This window comes from Exiguobacterium sp. NPDC077395, assembly GCF_050269125.1.
In the GTDB taxonomy this organism is placed as follows: Bacteria; Bacillota; Bacilli; order Exiguobacteriales; family Exiguobacteriaceae; genus Exiguobacterium; species Exiguobacterium aestuarii_A.
Window position 1 is genome coordinate 1165958 of record NZ_JBNNHU010000001.1, and the last position, 25899, is coordinate 1191856.

Annotated in this window: 31 protein-coding genes, 1 tRNA gene and 2 riboswitches; of the genes, 18 read left to right on the forward strand and 14 right to left on the reverse strand. The window is 47.0% G+C overall.

Annotation, left to right across the window (positions count from 1 at the left end; all coding sequences use genetic code 11):
• Positions 1-4 precede the first annotated feature (4 nt).
• Both ACQKD4_RS05970 and ACQKD4_RS05975 read right to left on the reverse strand, forming a co-directional pair.
• Positions 5-1174 (reverse strand): cation:proton antiporter, encoded by a 1170-nt coding sequence (locus tag ACQKD4_RS05970; RefSeq protein ID WP_214874462.1) that lies wholly within the window; start codon positions 1172-1174, stop codon positions 5-7.
• 25 nt (positions 1175-1199) lie between these two features.
• A complete protein-coding gene (locus tag ACQKD4_RS05975) occupies positions 1200-1625 on the reverse strand; it encodes a GNAT family N-acetyltransferase (protein ID WP_427372738.1) in 426 nt (141 codons plus the stop codon).
• Between the two features lie 115 nt (positions 1626-1740).
• On the opposite strand from ACQKD4_RS05975, the gene ACQKD4_RS05980 reads away from it, so the two are divergent.
• The 5 genes from ACQKD4_RS05980 (at position 1741) to ACQKD4_RS06000 (ending at position 6310) form a co-directional block, all read left to right on the forward strand.
• Positions 1741-2286, forward strand: a complete 546-nt coding sequence (locus tag ACQKD4_RS05980) for a glycerol-3-phosphate responsive antiterminator (RefSeq protein WP_427372739.1) — start codon at positions 1741-1743, stop codon at positions 2284-2286.
• Positions 2287-2326: 40 nt separating this feature from the next.
• Positions 2327-3031, forward strand: coding sequence for an SDR family NAD(P)-dependent oxidoreductase (locus tag ACQKD4_RS05985; protein WP_427372740.1), 705 nt, complete (start codon positions 2327-2329; stop codon positions 3029-3031).
• A 100-nt stretch (positions 3032-3131) separates the two neighbouring features.
• A complete protein-coding gene (locus ACQKD4_RS05990; RefSeq protein WP_427372741.1) occupies positions 3132-3980 on the forward strand; it encodes an HD domain-containing protein in 849 nt (282 codons plus the stop codon).
• Between the two features lie 187 nt (positions 3981-4167).
• Positions 4168-5157: a sodium:calcium antiporter gene (locus tag ACQKD4_RS05995; RefSeq protein ID WP_224861247.1), complete on the forward strand. Its 990-nt coding sequence runs from the start codon at positions 4168-4170 to the stop codon at positions 5155-5157.
• A 91-nt stretch (positions 5158-5248) separates the two neighbouring features.
• A complete protein-coding gene (locus ACQKD4_RS06000; RefSeq protein WP_427372742.1) occupies positions 5249-6310 on the forward strand; it encodes a glycosyltransferase in 1062 nt (353 codons plus the stop codon).
• A gap of 23 nt (positions 6311-6333) precedes the next feature.
• Here the strand turns inward: ACQKD4_RS06000 and ACQKD4_RS06005 are convergent, their stop codons facing one another.
• The 3 genes from ACQKD4_RS06005 to ACQKD4_RS06015 form a co-directional block, all read right to left on the reverse strand.
• Entirely contained in the window at positions 6334-6900 is a 567-nt protein-coding gene (locus ACQKD4_RS06005) for a 3'-5' exonuclease (protein ID WP_427372743.1), read from the reverse strand.
• Between the two features lie 61 nt (positions 6901-6961).
• On the reverse strand, positions 6962-7294 hold the full coding sequence (locus ACQKD4_RS06010; protein ID WP_427372744.1) for a four-helix bundle copper-binding protein: 333 nt from the start codon (positions 7292-7294) through the stop codon (positions 6962-6964).
• A gap of 112 nt (positions 7295-7406) precedes the next feature.
• Positions 7407-7479: transfer RNA gene (locus tag ACQKD4_RS06015), tRNA-Ala, on the reverse strand.
• 123 nt (positions 7480-7602) lie between these two features.
• Here ACQKD4_RS06015 and ACQKD4_RS06020 point away from each other — a divergent pair.
• A complete protein-coding gene (locus ACQKD4_RS06020) occupies positions 7603-8466 on the forward strand; it encodes a GRP family sugar transporter (RefSeq protein WP_427372745.1) in 864 nt (287 codons plus the stop codon).
• 199 nt (positions 8467-8665) lie between these two features.
• Positions 8666-9088 carry an SRPBCC family protein gene (locus ACQKD4_RS06025; RefSeq protein ID WP_427372746.1) on the forward strand — a complete coding sequence of 141 codons (423 nt, stop codon included), beginning with the start codon at positions 8666-8668 and terminating at the stop codon, positions 9086-9088.
• A gap of 763 nt (positions 9089-9851) precedes the next feature.
• Here the strand turns inward: ACQKD4_RS06025 and ACQKD4_RS06030 are convergent.
• Positions 9852-10268, reverse strand: a complete 417-nt coding sequence (locus tag ACQKD4_RS06030) for a DUF6678 family protein (RefSeq protein ID WP_427372747.1) — start codon at positions 10266-10268, stop codon at positions 9852-9854.
• Positions 10269-10395: 127 nt separating this feature from the next.
• Between ACQKD4_RS06030 and tnpB the strand changes: the two genes are divergently transcribed.
• The gene (tnpB, locus tag ACQKD4_RS06035) at positions 10396-11484 is read left to right on the forward strand and encodes an IS200/IS605 family element RNA-guided endonuclease TnpB (protein ID WP_427372748.1); all 1089 of its coding nucleotides are present in this window, start codon (positions 10396-10398) and stop codon (positions 11482-11484) included.
• A 117-nt stretch (positions 11485-11601) separates the two neighbouring features.
• On the opposite strand, the gene ACQKD4_RS06040 is transcribed toward tnpB, so the two are convergent.
• From ACQKD4_RS06040 to ACQKD4_RS06055, 4 genes are all read right to left on the reverse strand, one after another.
• Complete coding sequence (locus tag ACQKD4_RS06040; RefSeq protein WP_427372749.1) at positions 11602-11859, reverse strand: hypothetical protein; 258 nt, start codon at positions 11857-11859, stop codon at positions 11602-11604.
• A 145-nt stretch (positions 11860-12004) separates the two neighbouring features.
• Complete coding sequence (locus ACQKD4_RS06045; RefSeq protein ID WP_427372750.1) at positions 12005-12526, reverse strand: DM13 domain-containing protein; 522 nt, start codon at positions 12524-12526, stop codon at positions 12005-12007.
• Positions 12527-12626: 100 nt separating this feature from the next.
• Complete coding sequence (msrA, locus tag ACQKD4_RS06050) at positions 12627-13151, reverse strand: peptide-methionine (S)-S-oxide reductase MsrA (protein WP_427372751.1); 525 nt, start codon at positions 13149-13151, stop codon at positions 12627-12629.
• A gap of 68 nt (positions 13152-13219) precedes the next feature.
• Positions 13220-13319: riboswitch (SAM riboswitch) on the reverse strand.
• A gap of 44 nt (positions 13320-13363) precedes the next feature.
• A complete protein-coding gene (locus ACQKD4_RS06055) occupies positions 13364-13525 on the reverse strand; it encodes a hypothetical protein (protein WP_214692576.1) in 162 nt (53 codons plus the stop codon).
• Between the two features lie 113 nt (positions 13526-13638).
• Between ACQKD4_RS06055 and ACQKD4_RS06060 the strand changes: the two genes are divergently transcribed.
• Both ACQKD4_RS06060 and rlmN read left to right on the forward strand, forming a co-directional pair.
• Positions 13639-15045 carry an amidase family protein gene (locus ACQKD4_RS06060; RefSeq protein ID WP_427372752.1) on the forward strand — a complete coding sequence of 469 codons (1407 nt, stop codon included), beginning with the start codon at positions 13639-13641 and terminating at the stop codon, positions 15043-15045.
• Positions 15046-15110: 65 nt separating this feature from the next.
• Positions 15111-16172: a 23S rRNA (adenine(2503)-C(2))-methyltransferase RlmN gene (gene rlmN / locus ACQKD4_RS06065; RefSeq protein ID WP_224861224.1), complete on the forward strand. Its 1062-nt coding sequence runs from the start codon at positions 15111-15113 to the stop codon at positions 16170-16172.
• Between the two features lie 39 nt (positions 16173-16211).
• Here rlmN and ACQKD4_RS06070 read toward each other — a convergent pair whose 3' ends face one another.
• Entirely contained in the window at positions 16212-16811 is a 600-nt protein-coding gene (locus tag ACQKD4_RS06070; protein WP_427372753.1) for a methyltransferase domain-containing protein, read from the reverse strand.
• 148 nt (positions 16812-16959) lie between these two features.
• On the opposite strand from ACQKD4_RS06070, the gene ACQKD4_RS06075 reads away from it, so the two are divergent.
• From ACQKD4_RS06075 to ACQKD4_RS06105, 7 genes are all read left to right on the forward strand, one after another.
• Positions 16960-17841, forward strand: a complete 882-nt coding sequence (locus tag ACQKD4_RS06075) for an SMP-30/gluconolactonase/LRE family protein (RefSeq protein ID WP_427372754.1) — start codon at positions 16960-16962, stop codon at positions 17839-17841.
• Positions 17842-17853: 12 nt separating this feature from the next.
• Positions 17854-18120, forward strand: a complete 267-nt coding sequence (locus ACQKD4_RS06080; RefSeq protein WP_427372755.1) for a hypothetical protein — start codon at positions 17854-17856, stop codon at positions 18118-18120.
• Between the two features lie 111 nt (positions 18121-18231).
• Complete coding sequence (locus ACQKD4_RS06085) at positions 18232-19431, forward strand: GTP-binding protein (protein ID WP_427372756.1); 1200 nt, start codon at positions 18232-18234, stop codon at positions 19429-19431.
• A 59-nt stretch (positions 19432-19490) separates the two neighbouring features.
• Positions 19491-19591, forward strand: a riboswitch (TPP riboswitch).
• Positions 19592-19673: 82 nt separating this feature from the next.
• Positions 19674-20264 (forward strand): YkoF family thiamine/hydroxymethylpyrimidine-binding protein, encoded by a 591-nt coding sequence (locus ACQKD4_RS06090; protein WP_427372757.1) that lies wholly within the window; start codon positions 19674-19676, stop codon positions 20262-20264.
• On the forward strand, positions 20257-20832 hold the full coding sequence (locus tag ACQKD4_RS06095; protein WP_427372758.1) for an ECF transporter S component: 576 nt from the start codon (positions 20257-20259) through the stop codon (positions 20830-20832). Before ACQKD4_RS06090 ends, ACQKD4_RS06095 begins: the two co-directional genes overlap by 8 nt.
• Complete coding sequence (locus tag ACQKD4_RS06100) at positions 20825-22168, forward strand: ABC transporter ATP-binding protein (protein WP_427372759.1); 1344 nt, start codon at positions 20825-20827, stop codon at positions 22166-22168. Before ACQKD4_RS06095 ends, ACQKD4_RS06100 begins: the two co-directional genes overlap by 8 nt.
• Positions 22150-22884 carry an energy-coupling factor transporter transmembrane component T family protein gene (locus tag ACQKD4_RS06105; RefSeq protein ID WP_427372760.1) on the forward strand — a complete coding sequence of 245 codons (735 nt, stop codon included), beginning with the start codon at positions 22150-22152 and terminating at the stop codon, positions 22882-22884. Before ACQKD4_RS06100 ends, ACQKD4_RS06105 begins: the two co-directional genes overlap by 19 nt.
• A gap of 14 nt (positions 22885-22898) precedes the next feature.
• Here ACQKD4_RS06105 and ACQKD4_RS06110 read toward each other — a convergent pair whose 3' ends face one another.
• Together ACQKD4_RS06110 and ACQKD4_RS06115 are read right to left on the reverse strand one after the other, a co-directional pair.
• On the reverse strand, positions 22899-23489 hold the full coding sequence (locus ACQKD4_RS06110) for a DUF1643 domain-containing protein (RefSeq protein WP_074035263.1): 591 nt from the start codon (positions 23487-23489) through the stop codon (positions 22899-22901).
• 28 nt (positions 23490-23517) lie between these two features.
• Positions 23518-24201, reverse strand: a complete 684-nt coding sequence (locus tag ACQKD4_RS06115; protein ID WP_427373279.1) for a lytic transglycosylase domain-containing protein — start codon at positions 24199-24201, stop codon at positions 23518-23520.
• A gap of 86 nt (positions 24202-24287) precedes the next feature.
• On the opposite strand from ACQKD4_RS06115, the gene ACQKD4_RS06120 reads away from it, so the two are divergent.
• Positions 24288-24983 (forward strand): CPBP family intramembrane glutamic endopeptidase, encoded by a 696-nt coding sequence (locus tag ACQKD4_RS06120; protein ID WP_427372761.1) that lies wholly within the window; start codon positions 24288-24290, stop codon positions 24981-24983.
• Here ACQKD4_RS06120 and ACQKD4_RS06125 read toward each other — a convergent pair.
• Positions 24916-25839: an alpha/beta hydrolase gene (locus tag ACQKD4_RS06125; RefSeq protein ID WP_427372762.1), complete on the reverse strand. Its 924-nt coding sequence runs from the start codon at positions 25837-25839 to the stop codon at positions 24916-24918. The genes ACQKD4_RS06120 and ACQKD4_RS06125 overlap by 68 nt on opposite strands.
• Positions 25840-25899: the final 60 nt, after the last annotated feature.

The following is a 25899-nucleotide window of genomic DNA, read 5'->3' on the forward strand; positions in this document are numbered from 1 at the left end:
CTGTTCACTCTTCGTTTTTCTTTTCTGGTAATACTTTTGTGAGCGTCTTTTCCGTCTTTTCGGCCAAGTATTCTGAGAACCGGAATAAAATGATTCCCACGATGGCTGACACGAAAATATAAAGACCGACAAACAAGTTGATGGCCCCGTTTGAAAGGGCGGTAAACAGGATGGAGAACTCGCCACGTGGAGCGAGAGAAAAACCAGCCTCGTTCGCCTGGACACGAGATAACCCGTAAATTCTTCCTCCGACGCGACCAACAATCCACTTCGACAAGACCCCCCAAACAATCAATACAAAGAATAAGGTGTTAACGATGACACCCTTCTCCAAGTTGATTGAAATCCCAAATGAAATGAAGAAGATTGGGAGAAATAAGTCACGAACGGGTACCGTCAAACGTTTGAGCGGACGAACGTCATGGATATCCGCAAGCATGATTCCGGCAATGAATGCTCCTAAAATCTCAGATAGACCAAATACCATACCGATTCCGGCGAAGAATAGAATGAGTCCGATGAGCCCGATACTCGCATCATCCTGACGTAAAAGGTGTTTCGAGAACTTCTGTTGTTTCGACACAAAGCTCGATCCGATAAACAATAATACCCCGAAAATCAGAAATCCGGCGAATACTTTCCCGATATCTGTCATGGCGACCGGTTCCTCTTGAATGATGAATGGCGCAATCGTCAATAACAGTGGTGCGAATATATCCTCAAAAATAAGTAGAGCAAGGACGAATTCTTTAATATCTTCATGTTTTTCGGAATGACGCTCAAGTAGTTTTGCTGAAATCGAAGAGCTCGTCGCGTAAAGAACGGCACCAATCAAAAAGGCACGTGGAAAGTCTAAACCAAACAACAAGGCGATTCCGAATGAGACACCGAACGATAGGACGATGTCTAATACGCCTGCTTTCCATACTTTTCGCATTCGCTTCCACAATTCGCGTAACGGAAACTTTAACCCGAGAAGGAAAAATAAAAGGATGATTCCGATTTCACCGGCAATTTTGAATACTTCGTTTCCGTCCCAGAAAAAACCGACCCCAACACCGATGGCGATAAACGCTAAAATGCTTGGAAAGTATAGACGTTCAATCAGGAGGCTGAAGACGGAGATAAGCGTGAGCGCCAGTCCGAGCAACACGATGATGTTCAAACCATCCATAAGTCATCTCCTTCGTTGAAGTGTGTTAACTTTCTAGTTGATTCCACTGATACTCCATACCGACTGATTCTGGACGTGAATAATCAAAGCCGAACTGACGATACAAGCCATCCGCAGGAATATCGGCAATTAGACTGACAATGGCCGTCTCATCTGCCTCTTTTAAAATCCACTCCATTAAATTCTCCATGATTAATTTACCAAGACCCAGTCCTTGGCATTCTGGATCGACGACGATGTCGACTAGATGAAAGACCATTCCGCCGTCCCCAACGACACGCCCCATCCCGACAATCTCATCATCTAAATATAAACAGACGCCAAATAGCGTGTTCTTGAGTCCTTTGACCGTACTTTCATCTGAGCGTCGAGGCATCCCCGCCTTCACACGCAACGACTGATGTTGCTCCGGTGTCGGTGTCTCAACTTTTACAGTGACTTCATTGACCATGCTAAAATCCCCCTCTACACAAGTTAATATTACTTTCCCGCTATATTGAATGAGTAAACCTTGATTTATGAAAATAGCTGTCGGCATAATGGGAAGAAGACAGGAGGAATATCGGATGATACAAGGTCAATCAATCTTGCCGGCGATACGTGATATGCGCGATTTAGAACGATTTTTATCGAGTGAACTTGAAATAGGAGTTTTACTTGAAATTCATATGAGTCGATTAGAACCTATTTTCAAATTATTAGAAAAGCATCAGAAAAAAGTCTTTATTCATATGGACTTAATTCAAGGAATGAAAGCGGATGAATTTGCAACTGAGTATGTCTGTCAAACGTATCGACCGTTTGGAATCATCTCGACGAAAGGGAACGTGATTGTACGGGCAAAACAAAATCATGTGTTGACGGTGCAACGGTTGTTTTTAATTGACTCGACATCGTTGGAAAAGAGCATCAAGCATATTGAACGATCAAAACCAGACTACATCGAGGTGCTACCTGGAATCGTGCCGAAGTATATCCGCCTAGTCCAGGAGAGAACAGGTATACCTGTATTTGCGGGAGGGTTGATTGAGACAACGGAAGAAGTGAATGCGGCCCTTGCTGCTGGGGCAAGTGTCATCACGACCTCAAATCGTAAACTGTGGACTGAGTAAGCCACTTTCGGGTATACATTCATCTAGGAGGGATGAACAGATGAAAGACGTTATGATTATTACAGGTGTTACGCAAGGGATTGGTTATGCGCTCGCAAAGGAATTCGCAAATCAATATGAAGTTGTGGGCTTGGACATCGGTGAAGACCCGGATATAAAAGGGATGTCCTTTTACCAAGTTGACCTTGGCAAGACGGAAGAGCTACAGGGTGTATTCGAAGACCTAAGGTCACGTTTTGGACATGCCCATGTGTTGATTAACAACGGGGGGATCGCCTCTCTCGTCAAACCGATTGACGAACTTGAAATCGATACGTTCAAACGAGTCATCGACGTCAATCTAGTAGGAACGTTTACTTGTGCGAAATACTTTTTGGAATTAAACAAAGACGAGTCATATGGTCGCATTATCAATATGGCATCGACACGTGCTATGCAAAACGAACCGCATTGGGATGCGTATGGGGCTTCTAAAGGCGGAATTGTCGGTTTGACACATTCACTTGCCGTCTCATTGAGTGATCGACCGGTAACTGTGAATGCGATTAGCCCGGGCTGGATTCATACATCAGACGAAGCGTTACGTGAAGTCGACCATCGTCAGCATCCGTCTGGCCGTGTCGGCGAAGCGGATGACATCGTCCGAGCAGTACGGTATCTGATTGATCGGAACAACGACTTTGTCAATGGTCACAATCTCGTCGTCGATGGTGGGATGACGAAGAAAATGATTTACGAAGAGTAATACGACTATATACCTATTTTAAGAAAGATATTAGGTTATTTATGCCTAATTCCGGGTAAGTATTAGAAGAGTTTTCATCCGGAAGAAGGGGGTAAGTGACATGAACCCGCTTGTAGAAGAAGCGCTACGCTTTTCATCGATTCGCCATGGAGGGCAACACCGGAAAGGGTCATCGATTCCATATTTGTCACACCCGTTTTCTGTTGCATTGTTGCTCGAAACGGATCACCAACCACCAACGGTCGTTGCAGCAGGACTTTTACACGATTTAATTGAGGATACGAAAACGGATCCTCAAGAAATCTTGACTAGATTTGGTCCGGACGTACTTCGCCTTGTACTTGCCGTTTCTGAGAAGAACCGCGATCAAACATGGGAACAACGAAAACAGATGACTCTTGAGCACATCTCATCACTTCAATTCGATGAGGTCGCACTCCTCGTGGCAGATAAGCTACATAATCTTCGTTCCATCCGCTATGATTTAGAGATGGAAGGAATGATAGTGTGGCAACGTTTCAAACGCCCGATGCGAGACCAGTCTTGGTACTATCATCAGTTATTACATGCATTCGAACCGTTTCATAGTTCAACAGATCTCATTGGCTTGTATGAACAGGAGCTTTATTCTTTATTTTATGGTCAAAAAAATAAAAAAGATCAAAAAGTGACACGACTCTTTGAATCGATTCTCACTCATTTTATCGAAGATGAATGGGTCCAAGAGGCAGCACCACTCTGTCAAACTGCATATGAATTAAAGGAAATTGTTGCTCGTACGGCTGTGGATGAAGAAGAGATTGAGTCGTTTCGACAGCAACTAGAGCGAGCGGGTTGGACTTATCCGATGCGACCGCCTCAGGTAGCCGCGATGCAAGAACTTGGTTATCGAACGGCTATGGACGCATCGGACTTTGTCACGCTCATGCGTCGCTCGATTGTCAACTAGGTAGGTTCGTGCTATAGTCAAAAGGAAGATAAAAAGGGGAGTAGCGACCACAATCGTGGTCGATGGGTCGTCATTACAGTGTGCATGCACTCGGTCCATCGAGCTTTTACAAGTCCGCAAGACCTTTTTATGGGCGTTTTTGTCGTCCATAAAAAGGTCTTTTTTGTTTACCCAAGGAGGAGAAAAAATGGTATTTGTTTATTTCTTATTAGCTGCGGCCATCACGGTCTATGCCGCAATCAAGTTGTCCACATACGCCGATGTCATGACGGAAAAGTCAAAAATGGGCGGGATGCTCGTCGGTACCGTTTTGCTGGCGGGAGCGACGTCACTACCTGAAGTGACGACGAGTATATCAGCGGTCATGATTGACAATCCAGACATCGCCATCGGAAACATGCTCGGGTCTAACTTGTTCAATATCTTTATTTTAGCGATGTTCGACCTGTATTTCCGTCAAAAGCAACTCTTCAACTATGCGAGCCGTGATCATCTATACACGGCAGGACTTGGTCTGTTGCTGACCGTGACGACATTGATCGCCTTGATTGTCCGAGTCGATATGACCTTCATCGGAATTGGTGTCGACGCACTTTTAATTGCCCTTCTTTACGGGATTGGGATTTACTATATCGGGAAGCAACCGAAAGAGCCGGTCGCTGAGCATGAAGTGGAAGAAGAGGTCGTCGTCAGTAAGTATGAAGATATCACATTGAAACGAGCTGGATTCGGGTTTCTAATTGCCGCTGTCGTCATCATGGCAGCCGGGACGGCACTCTCCATCACAGGAGACCAAATCGCCGTCGTCACAGGACTCGGTTCTAGTTTCGTCGGGAGCTTCTTGATTGCCGCATCAACTTCATTACCTGAAGCGGTCGCCGTGTTTATGGCGCTCAAACTTCGAAACGTCAACTTGGCATTCGGTTCGATTCTCGGAAGTAACATCTTCAACATGCTCATTATCGCCATGTCGGACGTGTTCTATCGTAATGGTTCGATTTTGGCAGACGTATCGACTTCACACCTTGTGTCGGCGGTCGGGATTACGATTCTATCGATTCTCGTCATGTATAGCGTTCTCCGACAAAATGTCACGTCGAAGGTACGTTACGTCATTCCTTCGCTGCTCGTCGTTGTCGTGTACTTTGTTTCGTCATACTTGATCTTTATCGGGTGAGTTCATGCATCAGTCTCAGGACTGGTGCATTTTTTAATTGAGAATGCGAATCCGTTGCTTCGGGTATAAGGGAATTGAAGGAGGGGTGGCGATGCAAGTGCAAGAAGTAGAAACACGCCAAGCGTATACAATTTTGATTCCGGCCTACAACCCTGACGATGCACTCGTCACACTCGTGGAAAGACTGAGGGCGAGCGGGTTTTCGACCATCGTTGTGGTCAATGACGGTAGTGATGAGTCGACGGTAGGCATATTTGAAAAGGTGGCATCATTTGTTGACCAAGTGCTAACGCACGAACAGAATCAAGGAAAAGGGGCAGCTCTGAAGACTGGATTGCGGCATATTGCAGAGACCTATCCCGACAAGTTAGGTGTCATCACGGTTGACGCCGATGGACAACATTTACCTGAGGACGTCGTCAATGTGTATGAGGAGGGAGTGAGTAAGCCGCATCATCTGATCATGGGATGCCGTGACTTCAGTGGGGACAAGATTCCGCTCCGAAGTCGATTCGGCAATCAGGCGACACGACTCGTCATGTTGATCGGGAGTGGATTGAAGTTAAAAGATACTCAGACAGGACTTCGTGCCATCCCGATGCGATACGCACGACAACTGATTGACATTCCAGGGAATCGATATGAGTTCGAGATGAATATGCTGACGTTCACAAAGCGGTTACAGGTTCCGATTCAACAGACGACCATCCAGACGGTATATGAAAACGAAAACATTTCATCCCATTTTAGACCGATTTTAGATTCGATTTTAATCTATCGTATGTTTTTGATGTATTCGGCATCGTCCGTCGCTTCATTTCTTGTCGACGTTGGGATGTATGCAGGTTTTATCTTTTTATTATCACCGTACTTCGATACGGCTCACGTCGTCATCGCGACGGTCATCGCTCGAATTATCTCCTCTCTATTCAATTATTTCCTCAATCGGAAAGTCGTCTTTCATTCAAAAGCGCGACGATCACTTTCCAAATATTTTTCGCTCGTCGTTCTCCAGATGGTAACCTCGGCATTGTTGGTCTATCTTCTTTTTCTTTTATTTAGACAAGGAGAAGTCATCCTAAAAATTATCGTCGACAGCTTTCTCTTTTTTGTCAGTTACTATGTCCAAAAACGATGGATTTTCAAAAAATAACCGGTCATGGGCTCATGACCGGTTTAATATGCGAGTGTTCCTGTTTTGACTGACGTATAGCGATGTAGCTCTCTCGGGCTTGTAATGCCGGTTTTCTGCATCATATCACGCATGAGTAGAGCGCATACGCGAGCGTCTTCTGCTGCATCATGATGAATAAAAGGCACGTTCAGGTATTCTGCCATCGTGTTCAACTTGTGGTTCGGGAGTCCAGGATACAGTTTACGTGACAATTTGACAGTGCATCCGTACTCAATTGTAGGGAAATCGAATAGATCATATTTCACAATTGCCTTTCTTAAGGCACCCATATCAAATGAGGCGTTATGTGCGATGACGAGGTCGACTTCTCGTAAAATCGGGTAAAGAGAGGCAAGTACTTCCGGTAACGCAGGGGCATCCCATACGTCACTCGGACGAATGCCATGAACCCGTATGTTCCCCATATCAAAATCTTCCTCTGGATTGACGAGTCGTTGATCAGTATCGATGACTTCTCCATTTTGCAGGATGCTCCACCCGACTGAGCAGATGCTACGGCTATCTCGATTAGCGGTCTCCACATCGAGAGCGAGAATGGTATGATTCATAATTTACCTTCTTTCTTTTGCAATAAAAAAAGTCTAACAGAAAGTTAGACGAATGTCGTGCTTAAGCGGCGACGAGTGTACGGCAAGCTTCGGCACAGCGCTCGCACGCTTTTGAACAAGCCTGACAGTGGTCATGCAAGTGACGGCCACATTCGACGGCACATGTATCACAAACCTGTGCGCACAAGGCGACAATTGGTTTAGAGAAGGCCGAATCTGTTTCTAAGGCTTTCAATGCGAGCGAACAGATGTCGGAACACTCACGTGTCAATCGGATGCATTCAGTGAACATGTGTAAATCTTCTTCTTGTAAACTTTTTGAGAAGCAATGGTTACAAGCGCGCATACATTCAATCACGCTCGCCAATGTTTCTTCTACAGATGTGCGTTCCATCAAAATTCCCCCTTGTATGAAAAAGTCTATCTTTCATTACCCGTTCATATAAAGGTTGAATCGCACCATACCAATAAAAAAGTCACATCTCTTAAGAGATGTGACAGATTAATGGAGCATAGGGGGCTCGAACCCCTGACCTCTACGCTGCCAGCGTAGCGCTCTCCCAGCTGAGCTAATGCCCCGTTCGAAATCATTATATCATCGTAGTATTCGACATGGCAATTCCCTTTTGCAATTTAGGTTTATAAAATTGGAGACGTGGGAATTTCATGTTAGACGTTATATTAAGAAAGCAGGTGTGCTTTATGGAAATGATTCTTTTGGCACTCTTACCGGCACTCATGTGGGGAAGTATCCCACTTATCGTGTCGAAAGTGGGAGGAAAACCGATTCAGCAGTTAATCGGAACGACCATTGGGGCGATGATCATGGCGGCCGTGATTGCCCTCGTATTCCGACCGGAATTCACGACACTCGCCATCGTGACCGGATTTATCTCAGGGGCGTTCTGGGCGCTCGGTCAATATTTGCAGTTCCAATCGTTCCAAATCCTAAGCGTCTCCAAAGCGATGCCAATCAGTACAGGAATGCAGCTCGTTGGAACATCACTCTTTGGGGTCATCGTGCTCGGGGACTGGCAGACGACGACAGAGCTATGGTTAGGATTTTCAGCGCTCGTCTTGATCATCATCGGGGCGACGATGACTTCGTATCAACAGAAAAAAGACAAAGATAGCGCCGGTGCGTTGAAGAAGGGGTTACTCGTCTTATTCGTTTCAAGTATCGGTTACGTCACGTATGCGGTCTTGACGAACTACTTTGAAGTAGAAGGCATCACCGCGATTCTTCCACAATCGGTCGGGATGTTCATCGCAGCACTTCTCTTCAGTCTTCGTGAGAAGGACGTCAAGAAAATCGATTCACGTACGTTCAAGAATATTTTAGCCGGGATTGCCTGGGGGATCGGGAACTTCGGTCTCTTCGTCTCGAGCGGAGAAGTGGGGATTGCGACTTCATTCGCTTTATCTCAATTGAACGTCGTCGTGGCGACACTCGGTGGGATCTACCTCTTAAAAGAGGAGAAGACGACAAAAGAACGCGTCTATGTCTTTATGGGAATTGGCTTAATTGTCGTTGCCGGATTTATGCTTGGGATTGCCAAGAGCTAAATTTCGATGATGAAATGATAAGAACCTTGAATGCGCACTCGTGCTAGCGTGCCATTCAGGGTTTTTGGTTACCGATATTAAGGGAGAGCAGGAGATGATGTGACCGATAGGGAAGTAATCTCATGTTGCGTTCGTCATATAGGAGGGGCAGCGCATTCGTGATTGATTAGAAAAATGTAGAATAAAGGGGAAACGAATCATGGAATCAAATTTAGTGACGATATCAGCGCTCGTCGATGCACCAATCGACACTGTCTGGAAACTGTGGACAGACCCAGATCATATTAAACAATGGAATCATGCGTCTGACGATTGGCATACGACCGAAGCGGAAAACGATTTACGGATCGGTGGGAAGTTTCGTAGTCGGATGGAAGCAAAAGATCAGAGCATGGGCTTTGATTTTGAAGGAGTGTATGAAGAAGTTAAAGTAAATGAGCTCATTCAGTATCGTCTTGACGATGAACGGAGAGTTAGAATTTCATTTGCTTCAGAAGGGAATCAGACGAAAGTGATCGAGGTATTTGATACAGAATCGATGAATCCGGTTGAATTGCAACGACAAGGCTGGCAGGCAATTCTCGATAATTTCACTCGATATGCAAATGGTAAGAGTGTATAAAAGATAAACAGATGCTTTGAACAGCAGCTCCCTTTTCAATGATATGAACAAGGTTTTGGAGAATACTGAGCGATGCGATGATTTTGAGTGGTGTTTAAGCGTCTTTCATCAAGTTGGAGTAAATAAATCTGTGCACATGGTCCGTTGTGGTGGGCGCTCATATACGTGCAAAATGGGCTTGTCCGAATTTGTTAGTAGAGTTTCGTCAACTAAATTATTTCGTTCATTCTTTTCTCGATGCGTTAGAAGTCGCTCAGCTCGAACATTTTCCTGTTGAATGTGCGCTCAAGTTGACTCGCTGTACCTTCTTCAAATCGATAGGGAAATTCGAAAGGACTCATATACTATTGGGGAGATTTAAAAAAAAGAGGGGTTCGGTCATCAATTTTTGGTGGCTAGACCCCTTTTTTGCACTTCCGCCGATGATTTTGGCGATAAACTTCCGTAGGTGGACTGAATGGACTTTTTGAGAGAAGTCGTTCTGTAGAGAATGGGAAGAATTTTAGACGTGATGAACGAATGACTACTTGATGACTATACGTTCGAAGGATTGGATCGGTTCGTCCGGACGGTGTTCTCGTTCTCGGGAGTGATGGAACACTCCGAGTGGATGCGTGTGTCGCCGATAAGAAATATATTTCTTACCTTTCCGACGGGAGGCACGGAACGCAAGAGAAAAGTCAAATACAAGGATTTGGGCCGTCTGCTTACGCCCTAATTGAAATTAAGAGCGAAAAGTGTAAATTGATCATAGTGAGTTCTACTAGATATAGTCAACATAAGATCCGGTATCAGCATATCCATAAACTCGAATAGCATCTTCAAGAATCTTTCCAGGAACATGAACTTTTTCAAGGATATCTAAAAGGTCTTTTCGGAGTTCCTCGGTATCTGCCTTGATTTCTAACCATTCAATGTATTTGTAGTCCCCAAGTCTGAAATGATAATACCACTCAACATCCCACATTGAAATATAGCCGGTTTCAATATCTTTTGTCCGCCATTGGAAGTGAGTAGGAGTATTGCACATTGCTTCTCTAATTTCTTCCCACTTTGTATTATTCATCACTGGATGGGAGTAATAAGAGGTCATTTTAACTAAATCAGGCGAGAATTCTCCCTCCTCTAAGCGTCTCGGGGCGTAGCCCAGCGTAGGCGGGAGATGAATCGCCCGGTCCAATAGTCTTCTCCTCCTGTGACAGATATGACGAACAAAAGTTCGTGATTCCGTCAGATTCTCCCTCCCCCTCCGCGGGTAACGGATGAGGAAGACACATCACGATCTGCTGGAGGGAGAAGGGACGGACATGCTGAAAGGTTACACATACAGGCTCCACCCGACGCCTGCACAGGCCGAGTTCCTCATCAAGACGATCGGCTGCGCCCGGTTCATCTACAACAAGCTGCTCGAGGACCGCATCGCCATCCGCGAGGAGGCGAAAACGGGGAGCGGAACGAGACGGAAACCGGCGACACCCGCCTCCTACAAGCCCCTGTTCCCGTTCCTCGCCGAGGCGGACAGTCTCGCGCTCGCGAATGCGAAGCTGAACCTGGACACCGCGTTCGCGAAGTTCTTCGCCGGGACGGGCGGCTTCCCGAACTTCAAATCGAGACGACGGTCGCGTGCCTCCTACACGACGAACAACCAGCATGGCACGATCCGCATCGAGTCGGGAAAAGTCCGTCTGCCGAAGGTCGGGTTCGTGCGGTTCACCCAACATCGCCCGTTCGAGGGCGTCATCCGGTCGGCGACGGTCTCGATGACCAAGACGGGCAAGTTCTTCGTCTCCATCCTCGTCAAACAGGACGATGAACCATGGATCCCAGCCGAGCACAAGGTCGGGATCGATCTCGGTCTGGAACACTTCGCCGTCATGACGAACGACGCGATGGTATCGGAGAAAATCGAAAACCCACGTTTCCTTCAACAATCCGAAGCGAAGGTCAAGAAGGCGCAACGGGCGCTGTCGCGAAAGAAGATCGGAAGCAAGAATCGTGAAAAGGCAAAATTACTTTTGGCCAAGAAACACGAAAAGATTGCCAACCAACGCAAGGACTTCCTTCACAAACTGTCAAGACGGATCGTTGACGAGAACCAAGTCATCGTCGTGGAGACATTGAAATCGAGCAACATAATGAAGAACCGACGCTTAGCCAAATCGGTTGGCGATGTCAGTTGGTACGAGTTCGTCCGTCAACTCGAATACAAATCAAACTTCTACGGACGGACGCTCATCAAGGCAGACCCTTGGTACGCATCCACTCAAATCTGCTCCACTTGCGGAGTAAAGGGCGAGAAGAAGGCGATGGACGTGCGTGAATGGACATGTGTCTGTGGCGCGCATCATGACCGTGACATCAACGCGAGCATCAACCTATTGATGTTGGCCGACTGACAATCCTTCAGGGCAGGGACTGCCCAACGAGCTTGGTAAACAACCGTGGCTAATAAGAGCACGGTCTTCCCAAGAAGCTCCCACTTCAATTTGCAAAGCAAATAAGTGGCGAGTAGTTCACTCATTCTCCTCTTTTTTCAACTTGCGTTGTCTAATACGCCACATCATCGACGTTATAAACGCCGCCCATCCACCGAGTACAAGGATATAAATTGCCAAGAATAACACAAATTCTCCATAGTCTTCGAGCTTTTCAAATGGATTTTGAATAATCATCGGTTCGGATAATATACCGACCATCATCAATGGAATGAAGAAAAGAAAGAAACGTTTCCAAAAGTAGTGTTTGTATGGTTGTGAGAATGTCTGCTCCATAATCGTGTACCTCCTCAATTTAATTACACTTATTTACATATATGATAGCATATTCTCAATTAATGTTGGATGATTGGTCTTTATTTTTTAGGCAAATTCAATTGAAAAGAGGGTGGCCAATTTGTTCAGCCACCCTTCAGTCAATTCATTCACTTGTTACAGCCAGTTCTCCAGTCCCGAACGTCGCGCTGAACGCACGGCACCAGATGACGACTGTGTTGTACTCTTCTAGATTCACATCCGCAGGGACTAAATAATTTTGATTCCCGATGTTTCCTTTTAACGATCCTAGACTGACGCCTTCGGTTGTCTCTTGTCCTGGCTTCGTCAAATAGACAAATAAGTCAGGTCCGTTTGTCGTCTCAAACTCCTCAAATCGGAGGTACGTCCCGTCTTCTGCCTCGACGGAGCGAATCGTGCCCGTCGTTTCATAATTTTTCTCCCCGTCCATGAACACACCCGCTACTTCGGTTTGACTCGGTTGTGCTTCCGGTGTCTCAGTTGTCTCTTCCTCTGTTTCTTCTTCTGAAGCAGGCGTCTCAACAGCTGTCGGTGGTAATCCTTCATCGACGGTCTCTGTCAAGAAAAGCGGTGAGATGAGCCACCAGGCGACGGCGATCACGGCTACGCCGATCACACCGATGATAAGTTTCGTACTTGTTTTCATGTATAAGTCCTCCTTTTCGGATGTATGAACCATTAATAGCCTTTTCCCGATTATTGGGCTTATAAAAGACGCGAATGTTAAAATTCGCGTCTGATGACCGTTATACGGTTTCGGTCCAGTTCTCTTCGATGAACGTGTCCCGTCCTGAGATGGCCCGGTCTTCTTTATAGTGTTTCGGATTCTTTTTATGGTAATCCTGGTGATACTCTTCCGCTTCGAAGAATGTCGTCGCCGGAGTGATTTTTGTGACAATAGGTGCCGTGAAGCGACCACTTGCCGCTAATACGTTTCGACTCGCCTCAGCCGCGATTCGTTGTTCCTCCGTGTGATAGAAGATGGCTGGGGCATACTGTGGCCCGCGGTCTTGGAATTGACCACCTTCATCGGTCGGGTCGGTCTGAATCCAATATAGCTCGAGGAGACGCTCATATGAAAACAGAGATGGATCATATGTGATTTGAACGACTTCTAAATGACCAGTCGTTCCAGTTTTGACTTCTTCATACGTCGGATTGTCGATCTGTCCGCCCATATAGCCGGATACGATTCCTTCAATCCCTGGTAGTTCTTCAAAAGGTGTTACCATGCACCAAAAACAGCCACCTGCAAATGTTGCTTTTTCCATCTTGTCGTTCCCTCCAAATCGTATTTCAACAAAAAAAGCGCTCACGTCGGATGACATGAGCGCTCTCGTCATATCGTCCAAGGTTTCCCTTGCTGGTCGTAGCACCTTGCCAATGGCAGGTTGCTGTGAAGTCATGGAGCCAGATCTCTCGTTCACTCTTGATATCGATATGTAGTTGGTGAGAGCATCATACCACCCTCAAAATACTTTCGTCAATGATTCGGTTTTCGCTTCAACTGAAAAATCGTCAAGACGATGATAAATCCAATCAACCCAATCGAAATGAACGGACCATACGGCACATTTTCTCCGTATAACTGCAAGAAAAATAGACCGAACACAGCGAGTAGAACGAATATGTAGGAGCGTGTCATAGGAACCTCCTGTTTTTTCTTAAGTGTAACAAGAACACATCGACTTGGCGATACGAAAAGGAAATCAGGCATAGAGCACGAATAAAGTGGGAGAGATAAAGGAGGAATGTAGGATGGAAGAAATCCAATTACATGAACTGACGATTGAACGTGCACATCGTGGGTATAAAGAAGGACAATTCACGGCACGAGACATAACAGCGTATTATCTTAGAAGGATTGCTGCATTTAATGAGCGACTTCATGCCGTGATACAGGTAAATCCGGACGCCCTGTTCGAGGCAGAGGCGGCAGACCGGGCCTATAAAAAAGGAGTACGCAAACCGCTCCTCGGCATCCCCGTCTTAATTAAGGACAATATCGAGACAGCCGGTCTGATGCGTACGACAGCAGGTGCCGCCGCCATGCGACATCATTTTGCAGGTCGAGATGCCGAGCTCGTGAAACGATTGCGGGATGACGGGGCCATCATTCTCGGAAAAGCGAATCTGTCCGAGTGGGCGAACTTTTTAACGGAAGATATGCCGAATGGTTGGAGTGCTGTTGGCGGACAAACGAAGAACCCTTATGGCGACCAATTAGATGTCGGGGGATCGAGTTCTGGATCGGCTTCGGCGGTTGCGGCAAACTTGACACTCCTTGCCGTTGGATCTGAGACGAGCGGCTCGATTGTACACCCGAGTGTGCATAATAGTATCGTCGGAATCAAGCCGACCGTCGGCTTGATCAGTCGTTCAGGCATCATTCCGATCTCACGTTCTCAGGATACGGCTGGACCGATGGCGCGTACCCTTCGTGATGCGGTCGTTGCCTTGCAGACAATGTGTGGTGAAGATTCGGCTGATCCTGCGACATGGGAAACTCCAGTCGGACCGCCTTATGTGACATGTCTCGATGTCCGTCAAGCGGTCGGGATGCGTGTCGGATTTATCAAGCCAACTATTTCAGACGAAGAAGTCGGGTTGTATGAACAGGCACTTCGATTGTTGCGTCAAGCCGAGGTTGAACTCGTCGAGATCTCGTTACCGAAACACGATGCATTAGAACAGGCAGATATTTTGTTTGATGAATTCAAGCTTGGGATTGAGGCGTATCTTGCGAACACAACTGTGTCATTTAAGACGCTTTCAGACTTGATTGAATGGAACGCGGACCACCCCGAATCGATTCCGCACGGGCAGACCATCTTTGAACAGTCAGATGCACGTTCAGGGCGTCTCGTCGAAGCTAGTTATCTCGACCGTCGGATTGATGATGTTCATTTCGCAAAAGTGGACGGAATGGATGAGCTATTAAAAGGGCAAAAACTGGACGCGATCGTCCTGCCACATGACATGAACTATGACATGGCTGCGAAAGCAGGACACCCGACAATCACGGTCCCTTATAAACGAAAAGAGAGTGGGGCCCCGTTCGGTCTATCGTTCACGGGAACGAGCTTTGCAGAACGAGATTTGATTCGTGTCGCTTATGCGTTCGAACAGTTCATCACACGACCGACGCCTCCAGATTATTCCTAAGTTGCACCCGTCTCTGACGTCCGCTACAATGGTACGTATGCGGATTAGAGAAAGGACAGGTTAGAATGAAATCATCTATATACGGGTTGACGTTCGATCAGCTCACAAACGAGTGCACGGAAGCAGGATATGGTGCCTTCCACGCACGTCAAGTCTGGGACTCGCTCTACATCGACCGGGTCAAATCGATGGACGCGTTGAACGTCCGTGACGAAGTACGCGATTACTTAACTGAGAAATACGTCATCTCGACACAAGAACTGTTCGTCAAACAAGAAGCGGGCGATGGAACGGTCAAATTCTTACTTAAATTGCATGATGGTCACTATATCGAGACGGTGCTCATGCGTCATAAATATGGTCGCTCGGTCTGTGTGACGACACAGGTCGGTTGTAACATCGGCTGCAGCTTCTGTGCGAGCGGCTTGTTGAAAAAGACACGTGATTTGACAGCTGGTGAGGTTGTCGAGCAGATCATGACTGTCCAACATTTCCTCGATGAAGAAGGAGAAGGGGACCGTGTCAGTCATATCGTCGTTATGGGAATCGGTGAACCGTTTGATAACTTCGATAACTTGGTCGACTTCTTGCGCGTCGTCAAAGATGAGCGTGGTCTTGCAATCGCCCCACGTAAAATCAACGTGTCGACGAGTGGTCTTGCGGACAAGATCTATAAGTTTGCGGACCTCGACTTACGCATCAATTTGGCGCTATCTCTTCACGCGCCGAACGATGAGCTTCGTACACGCATCATGAAAATCAACCGGGCGTTCCCGCTTGATAAACTCATGCCGTCGATTCGCTATTACGTCGAGAAGACGAATAAACGAATCACATTCGAGTATATCTTGCTCTCGAAAGTAAACGATTTACCAGAACACGCGGAAGAACTCGCGGACTTGATTGAAGACATTAAAGACAAGTCTTACATCAACTTGATTCCATACAATCCGGTCAATGAACATATCCAATATGAGCGAAGCACACCGGAAGATATCATGGCGTTTTATGATATCTTGAAAAAGCGTGGCGTCAATACGGGTGTCCGTCTCGAACACGGGACAGACATCGATGCAGCTTGCGGTCAGCTCCGCAGTAAGCATATGAACGTCGAAGGCGCGAAGTAATCAAATGGCCTCTCCGAATTTTTCGGGGAGGCCATTCGCTTATCGTTTTTGTCCGACATATTGAATCACAGCTGATTCACCGTGATGAAGTCTTCCTTCTTCTCGCCATACGACATTCTCATTTAAAACGAGAGGAATGAAATTGTCTTCGAGTTGGTGGAACATCTCTACAGTGTAAAGAAGTGGGGCGTCTTTTGGTCCACCTGTCCTGTAGGCGAGTTGATGTGTAGAGTACACCTCGGTCAGGAATACGCCACCAGGTCGCAGTGTTTTTTGAATACCGGCGAGCACCTTTTCTCTGACATGTGGAGGAAAGTGGCCGAAGATGCAGATAACTAGGTCATACGTTTCTTGCGACCAGACCGCTTCATTCAAGTCAATCTGCTTCGTCTGAAGGGAGACGTTTCGTGAAGTCGCCAAGCGCTTCGCTTTTTCGAGTCCCACTTTCGAAGCGTCCCACATCTCGACGTCGAAGCCGAGCGTGGCGAGCCAGACTGCGTTTCGACCTTCCCCCTCAGCGATGGCCAATACACGTTTTCCTTCGATTTGATGAGAGGTGATCCATTTTTGTAAAAACTCGTTCGGCTCTGTCCCATACACATAATCCTCCGAGCTAAATCGTTCATCCCATTTTGACAAGACATTCACTTCCTCTCTACTTTTCTTTCACTATAGCAAATCGAACAAGTGACGGTGAAAATCCATCACGATTTTCCGAATTCATGCATAGTCCAGATGGGAGAAGGGAATAGATTTCTGAACTAATGGATAGAGTGGAGGCTAAGTAATGGAGAGAGTAGATGCGTCGCTGTGGATTCGGGTACGAAATACGCTTGGTGAAGGTCCTTGTTGGGATGCTGAGTTAAAGCGTTTTTATTGGGTAGATATCGAAGGTCATACATTATGGTGGTATGACGAGCGAGAAGACGAGATTTCTTCATTCGAGGTCGGAAAACAGGTCGGTTTTGTCATACCAAAAGTGACGGACGGTGTCGTCCTTGGATTGAAGGATGGAATCTATGAATGGGATGAAATTAATCGAGATCTAAATAAGATTGTCGAGTTGGATGACCCTGATGGTCGATTACGTTTCAACGACGGGAAAGCCGATCCATATGGTCGCATTTTTGCAGGTACGCTCCATCTTGAGGATGAAGAAAACGAAGCGACATTGTATCGAGTCGATCGAGATGGAACGACGACAACACTCTTGGATGAATTGACACTTTCGAACGGGTTGACATGGTCGCCTGACCATTCCGTATTTTATCATATCGATACACCGACTGAAAAAATTCGGAAATATGATTTTGATTTGAAGTCAGGAACGCTCTCGAACGGAGAGGTCGTCGTTGATTTTTCCGAGGAAGAAGGTTTTCCTGACGGGATGACGTCCGATTCTGAAGGCTGTCTATGGATTGCACATTATGCTGGTGGAAGAGTGTCACGTTGGGACCCATCGACAGGTAAAAAATTATTGGAAGTGCATGTTCCTGCGCCGAATGTCACTTCATGTGCCTTTATCGGGGATGGGCTTAATCGATTAGCCATCACGACGGCTCGTGAAGGAATGGATGAAGAGGCACTTTCCGAATATCCGGATGCGGGATCGGTATTTATTATCGACACAGAAGTGAAAGGAATGCCATTGTATCGTTTCGGTCGCTGAGGAGGAAATACGATGGTGAAACGACTGTTGGTTCGAGCAGGTATTGGGTTGGCAGTTGCTGCAGCAGTTAAGATGGGGATTCAAAAGATTCAAGAAAATCGAGCACGTGAAGAAGATCATTCTTACCTCGACCCGAAGTGGGATGAGGTGCCGAGCGTCGATTCAGACAAAGATGAGGATGAAGTCGGATTGACTCAACTCGACTCGATTTATCGGGCTGAATGGCAGGCGAATACTTACCCGCGTTCAGAGGCAGAACGAAGAGCGTTGGAAGAATGATTATACTTTCTTCGAAAACACGTCCGTGTGGCGTGTTTTTTTGTTGACAAAAAGATGTTCCCATTCCATTATATAAAAAGTAATCATTACGATTTAAATGGAGGATATATCATGAAACGAATTCCAATTACGGTACTCTCGGGGTATCTTGGTAGCGGCAAGACGACACTGCTTAATCACATCTTACATAACCGAGATCACAAAAAATATGCGGTCATCGTGAACGATATGAGTGAACTGAATATCGATGAAAAGTTGATCGAGCAAGGAGGATTCTCCCGGACGGATGAAAAGCTAGTCGAGCTCTCGAACGGATGCATCTGTTGCACGCTTCGAGAAGATTTGTTGACAGCTGTCTATGAATTAACGAAAGATCGCGAGCTCGATGGCATCATTATCGAGTCTTCTGGGATTTCAGAGCCGATTCCCGTTGCGCAGACATTCACGTATGCCGACGATGCGCTCGGGATCGATTTGTCGAGTCATGTCTATATCGATGCGATGGTCACCGTAGTCGATGCGTACCGCTTCTTCAAAGATTTCAATTCCGGTGAATCGCTCATGGAACGTCAACAAGCCGTCGATACAGGTGACGTGCGTGAAGTCGTCGACCTACTCGTCGACCAAGTCGAGTTTGCGGACATCATCGTATTGAACAAGGCGGACCGGGTATCTGAAGAAGAACTGCAGGAGATGAAGGGCTTACTGGGAACGCTCAACCCGAGTGCTAGGTTGTTGACGTCGACTTACTCGAATGTGGCGTTAGACGACTTACTAGACGTCCAGTTGTTCGATTTTGACCAAGCGATGCGCGCTGCAGGTTGGATTCAAGAACTCGAGTCGGAAGAACATACGCCGGAAACAGAAGAGTATGGCATCAGTTCGTTCGTTTACCGTCGGCGCCGACCGTTCCATCCTGAGCGTTTGATGAATTGGATGGAACATTACCCTGAAGAAATCGTTCGTGCCAAAGGTTTCTTATGGATTGCGACACGAAACGACCTTGCTTGTCTGTTTTCACAAGCTGGGTATGCATCAACGCTCGAACATGCGGGGCGTTGGTTAGCGACACTTCCGGAGAGCGAACGAGAGGCTATGTTTGCAACCGAACCGGAACTGCGCGAAGACTACATCGAACCGTACGGAGACCGACAGAACGAATTGGTCCTCATCGGTCAACGAATGGACCGGGAGACTGTAGAGCGTTCACTTGACGCTTGCTTGTTGACGGATGAGGAGATGGAAACATCGTGGGACACGCTCCATGACCCGCTCCCTGGTACGGGTCAATACGTCACATATTCAGATTGACCGTTTACAAAAGATTAAAACATCGCTATACTGTGACTGCATAAGTAACCGCATATCTAAGACTGCACTAGGGGTGCTTCGGCTGAGATGAGAGCACGGCTCCGATCCCTTATAACTCGATCCAGATAATACTGGCGTGAGGAAGTGCGGCACTTTCTCTATGCAAGTTTGTATAGATTTTGTTGCTGCATTCTCATGAATGCGGCTTTTTTTATGCAAACACATTTAGAGGGGGAAATAGAATGAATGAATCATGTGGTACGAGTCCGATTGTCGGGTTTCGATTCACACTAAGCCCGATGACAGACGATTTTGTCGGGACAATCAAAGGTGCACTAAAACGAACGGATCTGTCAGGTGTGTGGAGACATACGGATGACGTGTCGACGGTCATCCGTGGACGAGTCGAGCATGTGTTTGACGTCGCTCGAACGGTCTTGAGTCTTGCTTCGGAAGAAGGGAAGCATGTCTCAATGAGCGGAACGTTCTCTGTCGGTTGTCCAGGGGATTCGGCGGGAGATGAGATGCTCAAGGCTCCGAGCGAACCATTAAACGGTGCATCAAGAGACCAGTATGTGTCATCGCAGTTCGCACTCTATCCGATGGGTGCTGACGATTACATGGAGCTTATCTATGAGGAAATCGAACAAGCAAAACAGGCTGGTGTCTATAACGAGTCGATGCATTATGCATCAGGCATCCATGGGAACTTAGATGACGTGTTCTCATACTACGAGGCGGCCTTTAAGCGGACGCGCGAAAAGAACCGACACGTTGTCATGACGGTGACGTTCAGCGTAAATAGTCCGTCACATGGAGGGCGACATGCTTAAATCGTGGAAATTGAAAGAAGTCGTCCTTGTCTCCGTACTATCTGTTGTCTTCGCGGTCGTCTATTTATTGTTCGTTCATATCGGTAACTTGTGGGCAGGGTTGATCGGTCCCATCGCCTACGAGTGGATCTTTGGCATCTGGTTTATCGTATCGATTATTTCCGCATACATCATTCGAAAACCGGGGGCGGCATTCATCTCAGAAGTGATGGCCGCAACGATTGAGATGTTGATTGGGAATGCCATTGGGCCACGCATCATCTTGGTCGGCATCGTTCAAGGTCTAGGGGCAGAAGCCGTCTTTGCGATGACGGGCTATAGACGTTATGAGCCATGGGTTCTTATGCTGGCCGGATTTGGGTCGGCTGTCACGAGTTTCGTCTATACATATTTCATGAGTGGGTTCGCGATGTTAGAGCCAGGCTATGTGGCGACGATGTTCGGGCTGAGAGCCGTCAGTGGGATGGTCATCGCTGGAATCGGTGGGAAGTTGCTCAGTGACCTATTGCTGAAGACAGGATCACTTCGCGGTTATGCGATTTCACGAAGTGGGAACGTCCATGGTTGAGACAGAGTCACTTCATTTTCGATTCCCAGAGAGTTCTGAGGCGATTCTTGAAGACGTGACCGTTTCAATCCGTCAAGGTCGTACGATTCTTAGTGGGGCGAGCGGAAGCGGGAAATCGACGCTTCTCGCGCTATTCAACCGTCTCTATCCGGAGAATTGTGACGGAATCCTTGATGGTAGACTCGAACTACTTGGACGATCATACGACGACTATGCACCTGGCGAGATCAATCAGCAGGTCGCAACGGTGTTTCAAGACCCGGATACGCAATTTGTCATGGAGCGGGTGGAAGAAGAACTGATTTTCACACTTGAGAACTTGTCGACACCTGTCTCAGACATCGAACAACGCGTGACGGAAATCCTCGAATCGTTACAGTTGAGTGATTATCGAAACCGCAAAATTGATTCGTTGTCAGGCGGACAGAAACAGCGGATCGCTGTCGCTTGCGCTTTAGTCGGAAGGCCTCAGTGGCTACTGCTCGATGAACCGTTGACGCATCTAGACCCAGTGACCGCGCAAGAATTTGTAAAATGGCTCGACAAAATGAAAGATCTGAATGTCATTGTCGTCGAGCATCGTCCTCATCTATGGGGAGATTACTTTGACTGGCATATTGAGTTAGAGCGAGGGTGTATCGTTAGGCATGAATCATTCCGTCCGGTCGAGGATTTTGCATTCGTGAAGTCGAACGCGTCACTCTCAGCTATTCAACGCTACAAGGTTAAAGAGGTCAGACGTGATTCGTTTCAGCTTAAGGAAACGTTACTTCATGTCAGGTCAGGAGAAGTGATTGCCGTTCTCGGACCGAATGGGAGCGGGAAGTCGACATTTTTGAGAAGCTTAACCGAACACGATCATCGGGTCGGGCTCGTGCCACAATCACCAGAACATCTATTTTTTATGAACTCCGTTGAGCAAGAGTTGCAGTTTGGTCACGAAACATCAATTGAGACCGTGTTATCTGACATGGAGCTTCATAATCAGAGATTCCTCCATCCGTTATCCCTTAGCCATGGTCAAAAACGGAGGCTCGCAGTTGGAATCCAGTCGCTATCGAATAAGCAATTGCTTGCATTCGATGAACCGACTGCAGGTCAGGACGAAGCGTCACTCCATGCACTCGAGGCGCTGATGAAGCGGCATGCGGAACAAGGGCAGACCATCCTGTTCGTAACCCATGACCTATCGTTCGTCAATATCGCCAATACGTTCTATTTGATGAAGGATGGGGAACTTTCGGGACCGTTCGGGGATGAACTATGGCAGAACACAGAGATGCTCCTTGATTATCGATTGCAAGGGAGGGGAGAACGATGTCACTCCATGACATGAATCCGACGGTTAAGTTTGTGACATTAACGCTCATCATGTTCGGTCTGGCACTGTTTTACAACCCATGGACCCCGCTTGTCATCATTGTCGGTACGCTACTGATTCAGCTGGTGGCGACAGACGTATCGTGGAAAAGATGGGGGCTGTTCTTAATCCCATTTCTCATCACGGCGCTCGGCACGTTTTGGACGACGCTCGTGTTTGGGAAAAATCTTGAGGGAGAGACGTGGATGACCATACTCGGTCAGGACATCACAATCGAAGAGAGACGTGTCGCCGTTGCCCTTAGTCTTCGCGTCCTGGCGTTCACGGTCCTCTCCCTTCTTTTCATGATGACAACAGATTCAAAGCGATTCGTTATGAGTTTGATGCAACAGGCGAAGTTATCGCCAACAATCGCCTATAGTGCCCTTGTCGGGTTCCGCTTCATCCCTTTGTTGCAGCGTGAGCTACAGCAACTTCAATATGCACATCAGTTGCGAGAAATTTCGCTCAACACGAAATGGGGACGCCTACGGCACGTTCCAAAATTACTGTTGCCACTCCTGGCAGGTTCGATCCGACGGGCAGAACGCATCGCCTTTTCGATGGAAGCGAGAGGGTTCACGAGTGGAAAACGAACGATTTATGACAAGGTTGAGGTCAAATCAAGTGATTTTGTTTGGTCAGGTGTATTACTCACGTTATTTGGAATCGCCATCTGGGCGGGCATATAAAAAAGGAAGGTGACTCACATGGAGTCATCTTCCTTTTTCGTTTCCTTCACAATCCGAAACTTTGGTTTTACCGATTCATTGTTGAACGCCTCGAGTACCGTGTTCTCGTTGGCCATACGAATTTGTTGCGGTTCACCTTTAGCGGTCGTACCGATACAGTACATATTCGACTCGTAATCGGCAAAGAGCGATTTATAGGATGTCGCATGGTGCATCAATCGACCAGGCGAGCCCCAACCGACGATGATCATCCCGCCGCTCGCCTCCACCTCTTGTAACGTCTCTTCGACATAGTGATAATTCGTCTCGTCGAGCTGCGATTCCACGTAGGGAAGATTATCATTGATGGCAAGTGTTGGCACGAGACTGATGACACGCATCTCTCGAATCGGTTGCGACAAATGATTTTGCATCAACATATAAGCACGTTGCGTTGTCGTACCTGATAAAAAGGCATCGCTCATGCGCGGTGAATAGATGATGACGGCACAAATCACTCCATCCTCGACATCCGTAAACTCATACGTTCGCAAATAACGTTTCGTTTTGTCTTCGTTGAAAATCGATTTTACGCGGATGGTTACTTCTTCTATATGCGTATTCATTTCCATTCCTCACTTTTTCATGTAAGCATCAGCCGAGTGTCTTAAACCACTCGACGTATCGAATCGTATAATAGGCGACATGTTGGCTGAAGGTGTTCCGTTCATCCGGGATGACCGTCACACTTGATTCATAATTCTCATAGTATGTCATGACATCAGTGACATACTGCTCACTTCGATTGTACTCGAAGATGGCGTTCCGTATCGATGTGACTGAATCCGTCTTTTTCCCGCCGTGTTCACTTAAATAATACGCCGCCGTATGGGCAGAATCAACAAGACTATGCGGGTCTGCCTTGCCATCGCCATTTCCGTCACGCCCGAGACCTCCGTATTGATCGATTAAAGCCAGATCTGTCAGATCGACTTCGTCTTCTGGAACATCGCCTTTTTGATCATCCGTATCATATTCCCAACCTAGCCAAGTGCGAGGCATAAATTGAAATGGTCCGATTGCGCCAACAGAGGAGCGCATCGAAGAACTGTGTGAGAAGATCGTCTCGACGCGATGTACAGCAGCAAGCAGACGCCAATCTACGTCATATGCCTCCGCGGCGTCCTGATACACAGAGAGATTAGCGTTCGGTACACCGTGCTCGCCATAATAGGTTCGATACAATCCATTGTTTACTTTATCATGTTGACCGAGCCAGCCAATTGCCCCGAGCAAAAGCACGAGTACAATGATGAAACCGGTCAGTCGCAGCATCATACGTTTCAAGATACCGCCTCCTAGCTTTTAGACAATACCCGAATAGTGTAGCATATAGCTAAGAGGAAGGACAGGAGTGGATATGGATGCTCGAACGATTGATTTTTACAGCCATTATTGGGTATATGTTGGTCGTCCAAATCTTTAACGCAAAACTGATTCGTCCATTGATTGAGACGAAAGGACGGACGTGGGTATACGACCAAACCGTTAAATCAGCATGGGGACTGACCTTGTTGATTGTAGCTCTCATTTTTTTATTTCAAGTACCGCCATCGAAAATAGGTTTGACATTTTCGCCAGAACCAGGCAACGAACAGGCGTGGCAAGTCTTTTTCCTATCATGTATTCTCGTCACAGTGACACTCGTTTTTTATTTGTTAGTCAAGACCTCATCCCGACTACGAGGTGTCCTGCGTCCTTACTATGAGCTTGATTTAGAAAAGCTTCTCCTGCCTAGAACGAAGAAAGAGGAACAGGAGTGGAGTGCCGTCTCGGTCACAGCAGGTGTGACTGAAGAGTTCATCTTTAGAGGCGTTCTACTTTATACGATCACACTATATATCGATGGGTCGAACATCACTCTTGCACTTATTGGTGGAGCACTCTTTGGCATCGCGCATGCCTATCAAGGCGTCAAAGGAATCTTGACGACGGGCATTGTCGGTTTCGGTCTCGGTCTACTATATTTAGGCATGGGTGTCTTATGGCCGGTCATGGTCTTGCATGTACTGCTTGACTTGATTGCTGGACCAATCCATGTCGGTGCAAAAAGCGATTGACTGCGTCTTCATATGCAGGGGCGTCCTTGATCATACAATCTGTATGTTCTGCTCCGTCAATCAAGAGCAAATCGTTTTGGCGGTTCAACGCGTTCATCTCGACTGACATCCACGTCGGGACAAAATCATCTTTTGAGCCGTGTACGAATAAGATTGGGGTCGTCGTTTCAGTGACGGCCTTTTTTGGTTGTACTTGCTTCATGGTGAACCCGGCACGAGACCATAAGAAATAATTGATTCCGGGAAGGAAGAGCTCTGCCGGTATCCGATGCAATTCCTTCAATTGGTATCGCATCAATTGCCCCATATCGTCAAACGGACATTCTGCGATGACAAAATCGACGTCTGTGAGCGGAGTCGTTTGAAGGACCGTCGCTGCACCCATCGAGACTCCGTGAAGACCGATTTGTTCGACTGTTTCATTCGTTTTCAACCATTCGACCCAATCAATCATATCAATTTTTTCATGATATCCATAAGAGGCATAAACGCCTTCGGATTCCCCGTGTGACCTTAAGTCGACAGCAAGCAAGTTATATCCGAGACGATGGAACATGGCTAGATGAGGCGCCATGAAGCTATGTGAAGCGGTATAACCATGTACAAACACAATCCATTTCGTCGAAGCGTCATTTCGATAAATTCGACCATAGAGTCGAAAATCGTCCCTCGACTGTATGGAGACGTGTTCAAATGGGACATCATGATAGAAAGCACGGTCCTCTTCCGTGTATGGAGCAAGTAACATCTCCGGTGTTTTCCGTTTCCCTCGAGTCATCCGTTTGAAAGCATAGTAGCTGATTGCGTAATAACCAGTGAAAAGTGAAGCTAATCCGATTTGCCATTTTCGTTGCATATGATCGACTCCTTTCAACGTAATTGTACCCGAAACGAAGAGAAATCGTGCTGTTTTCTG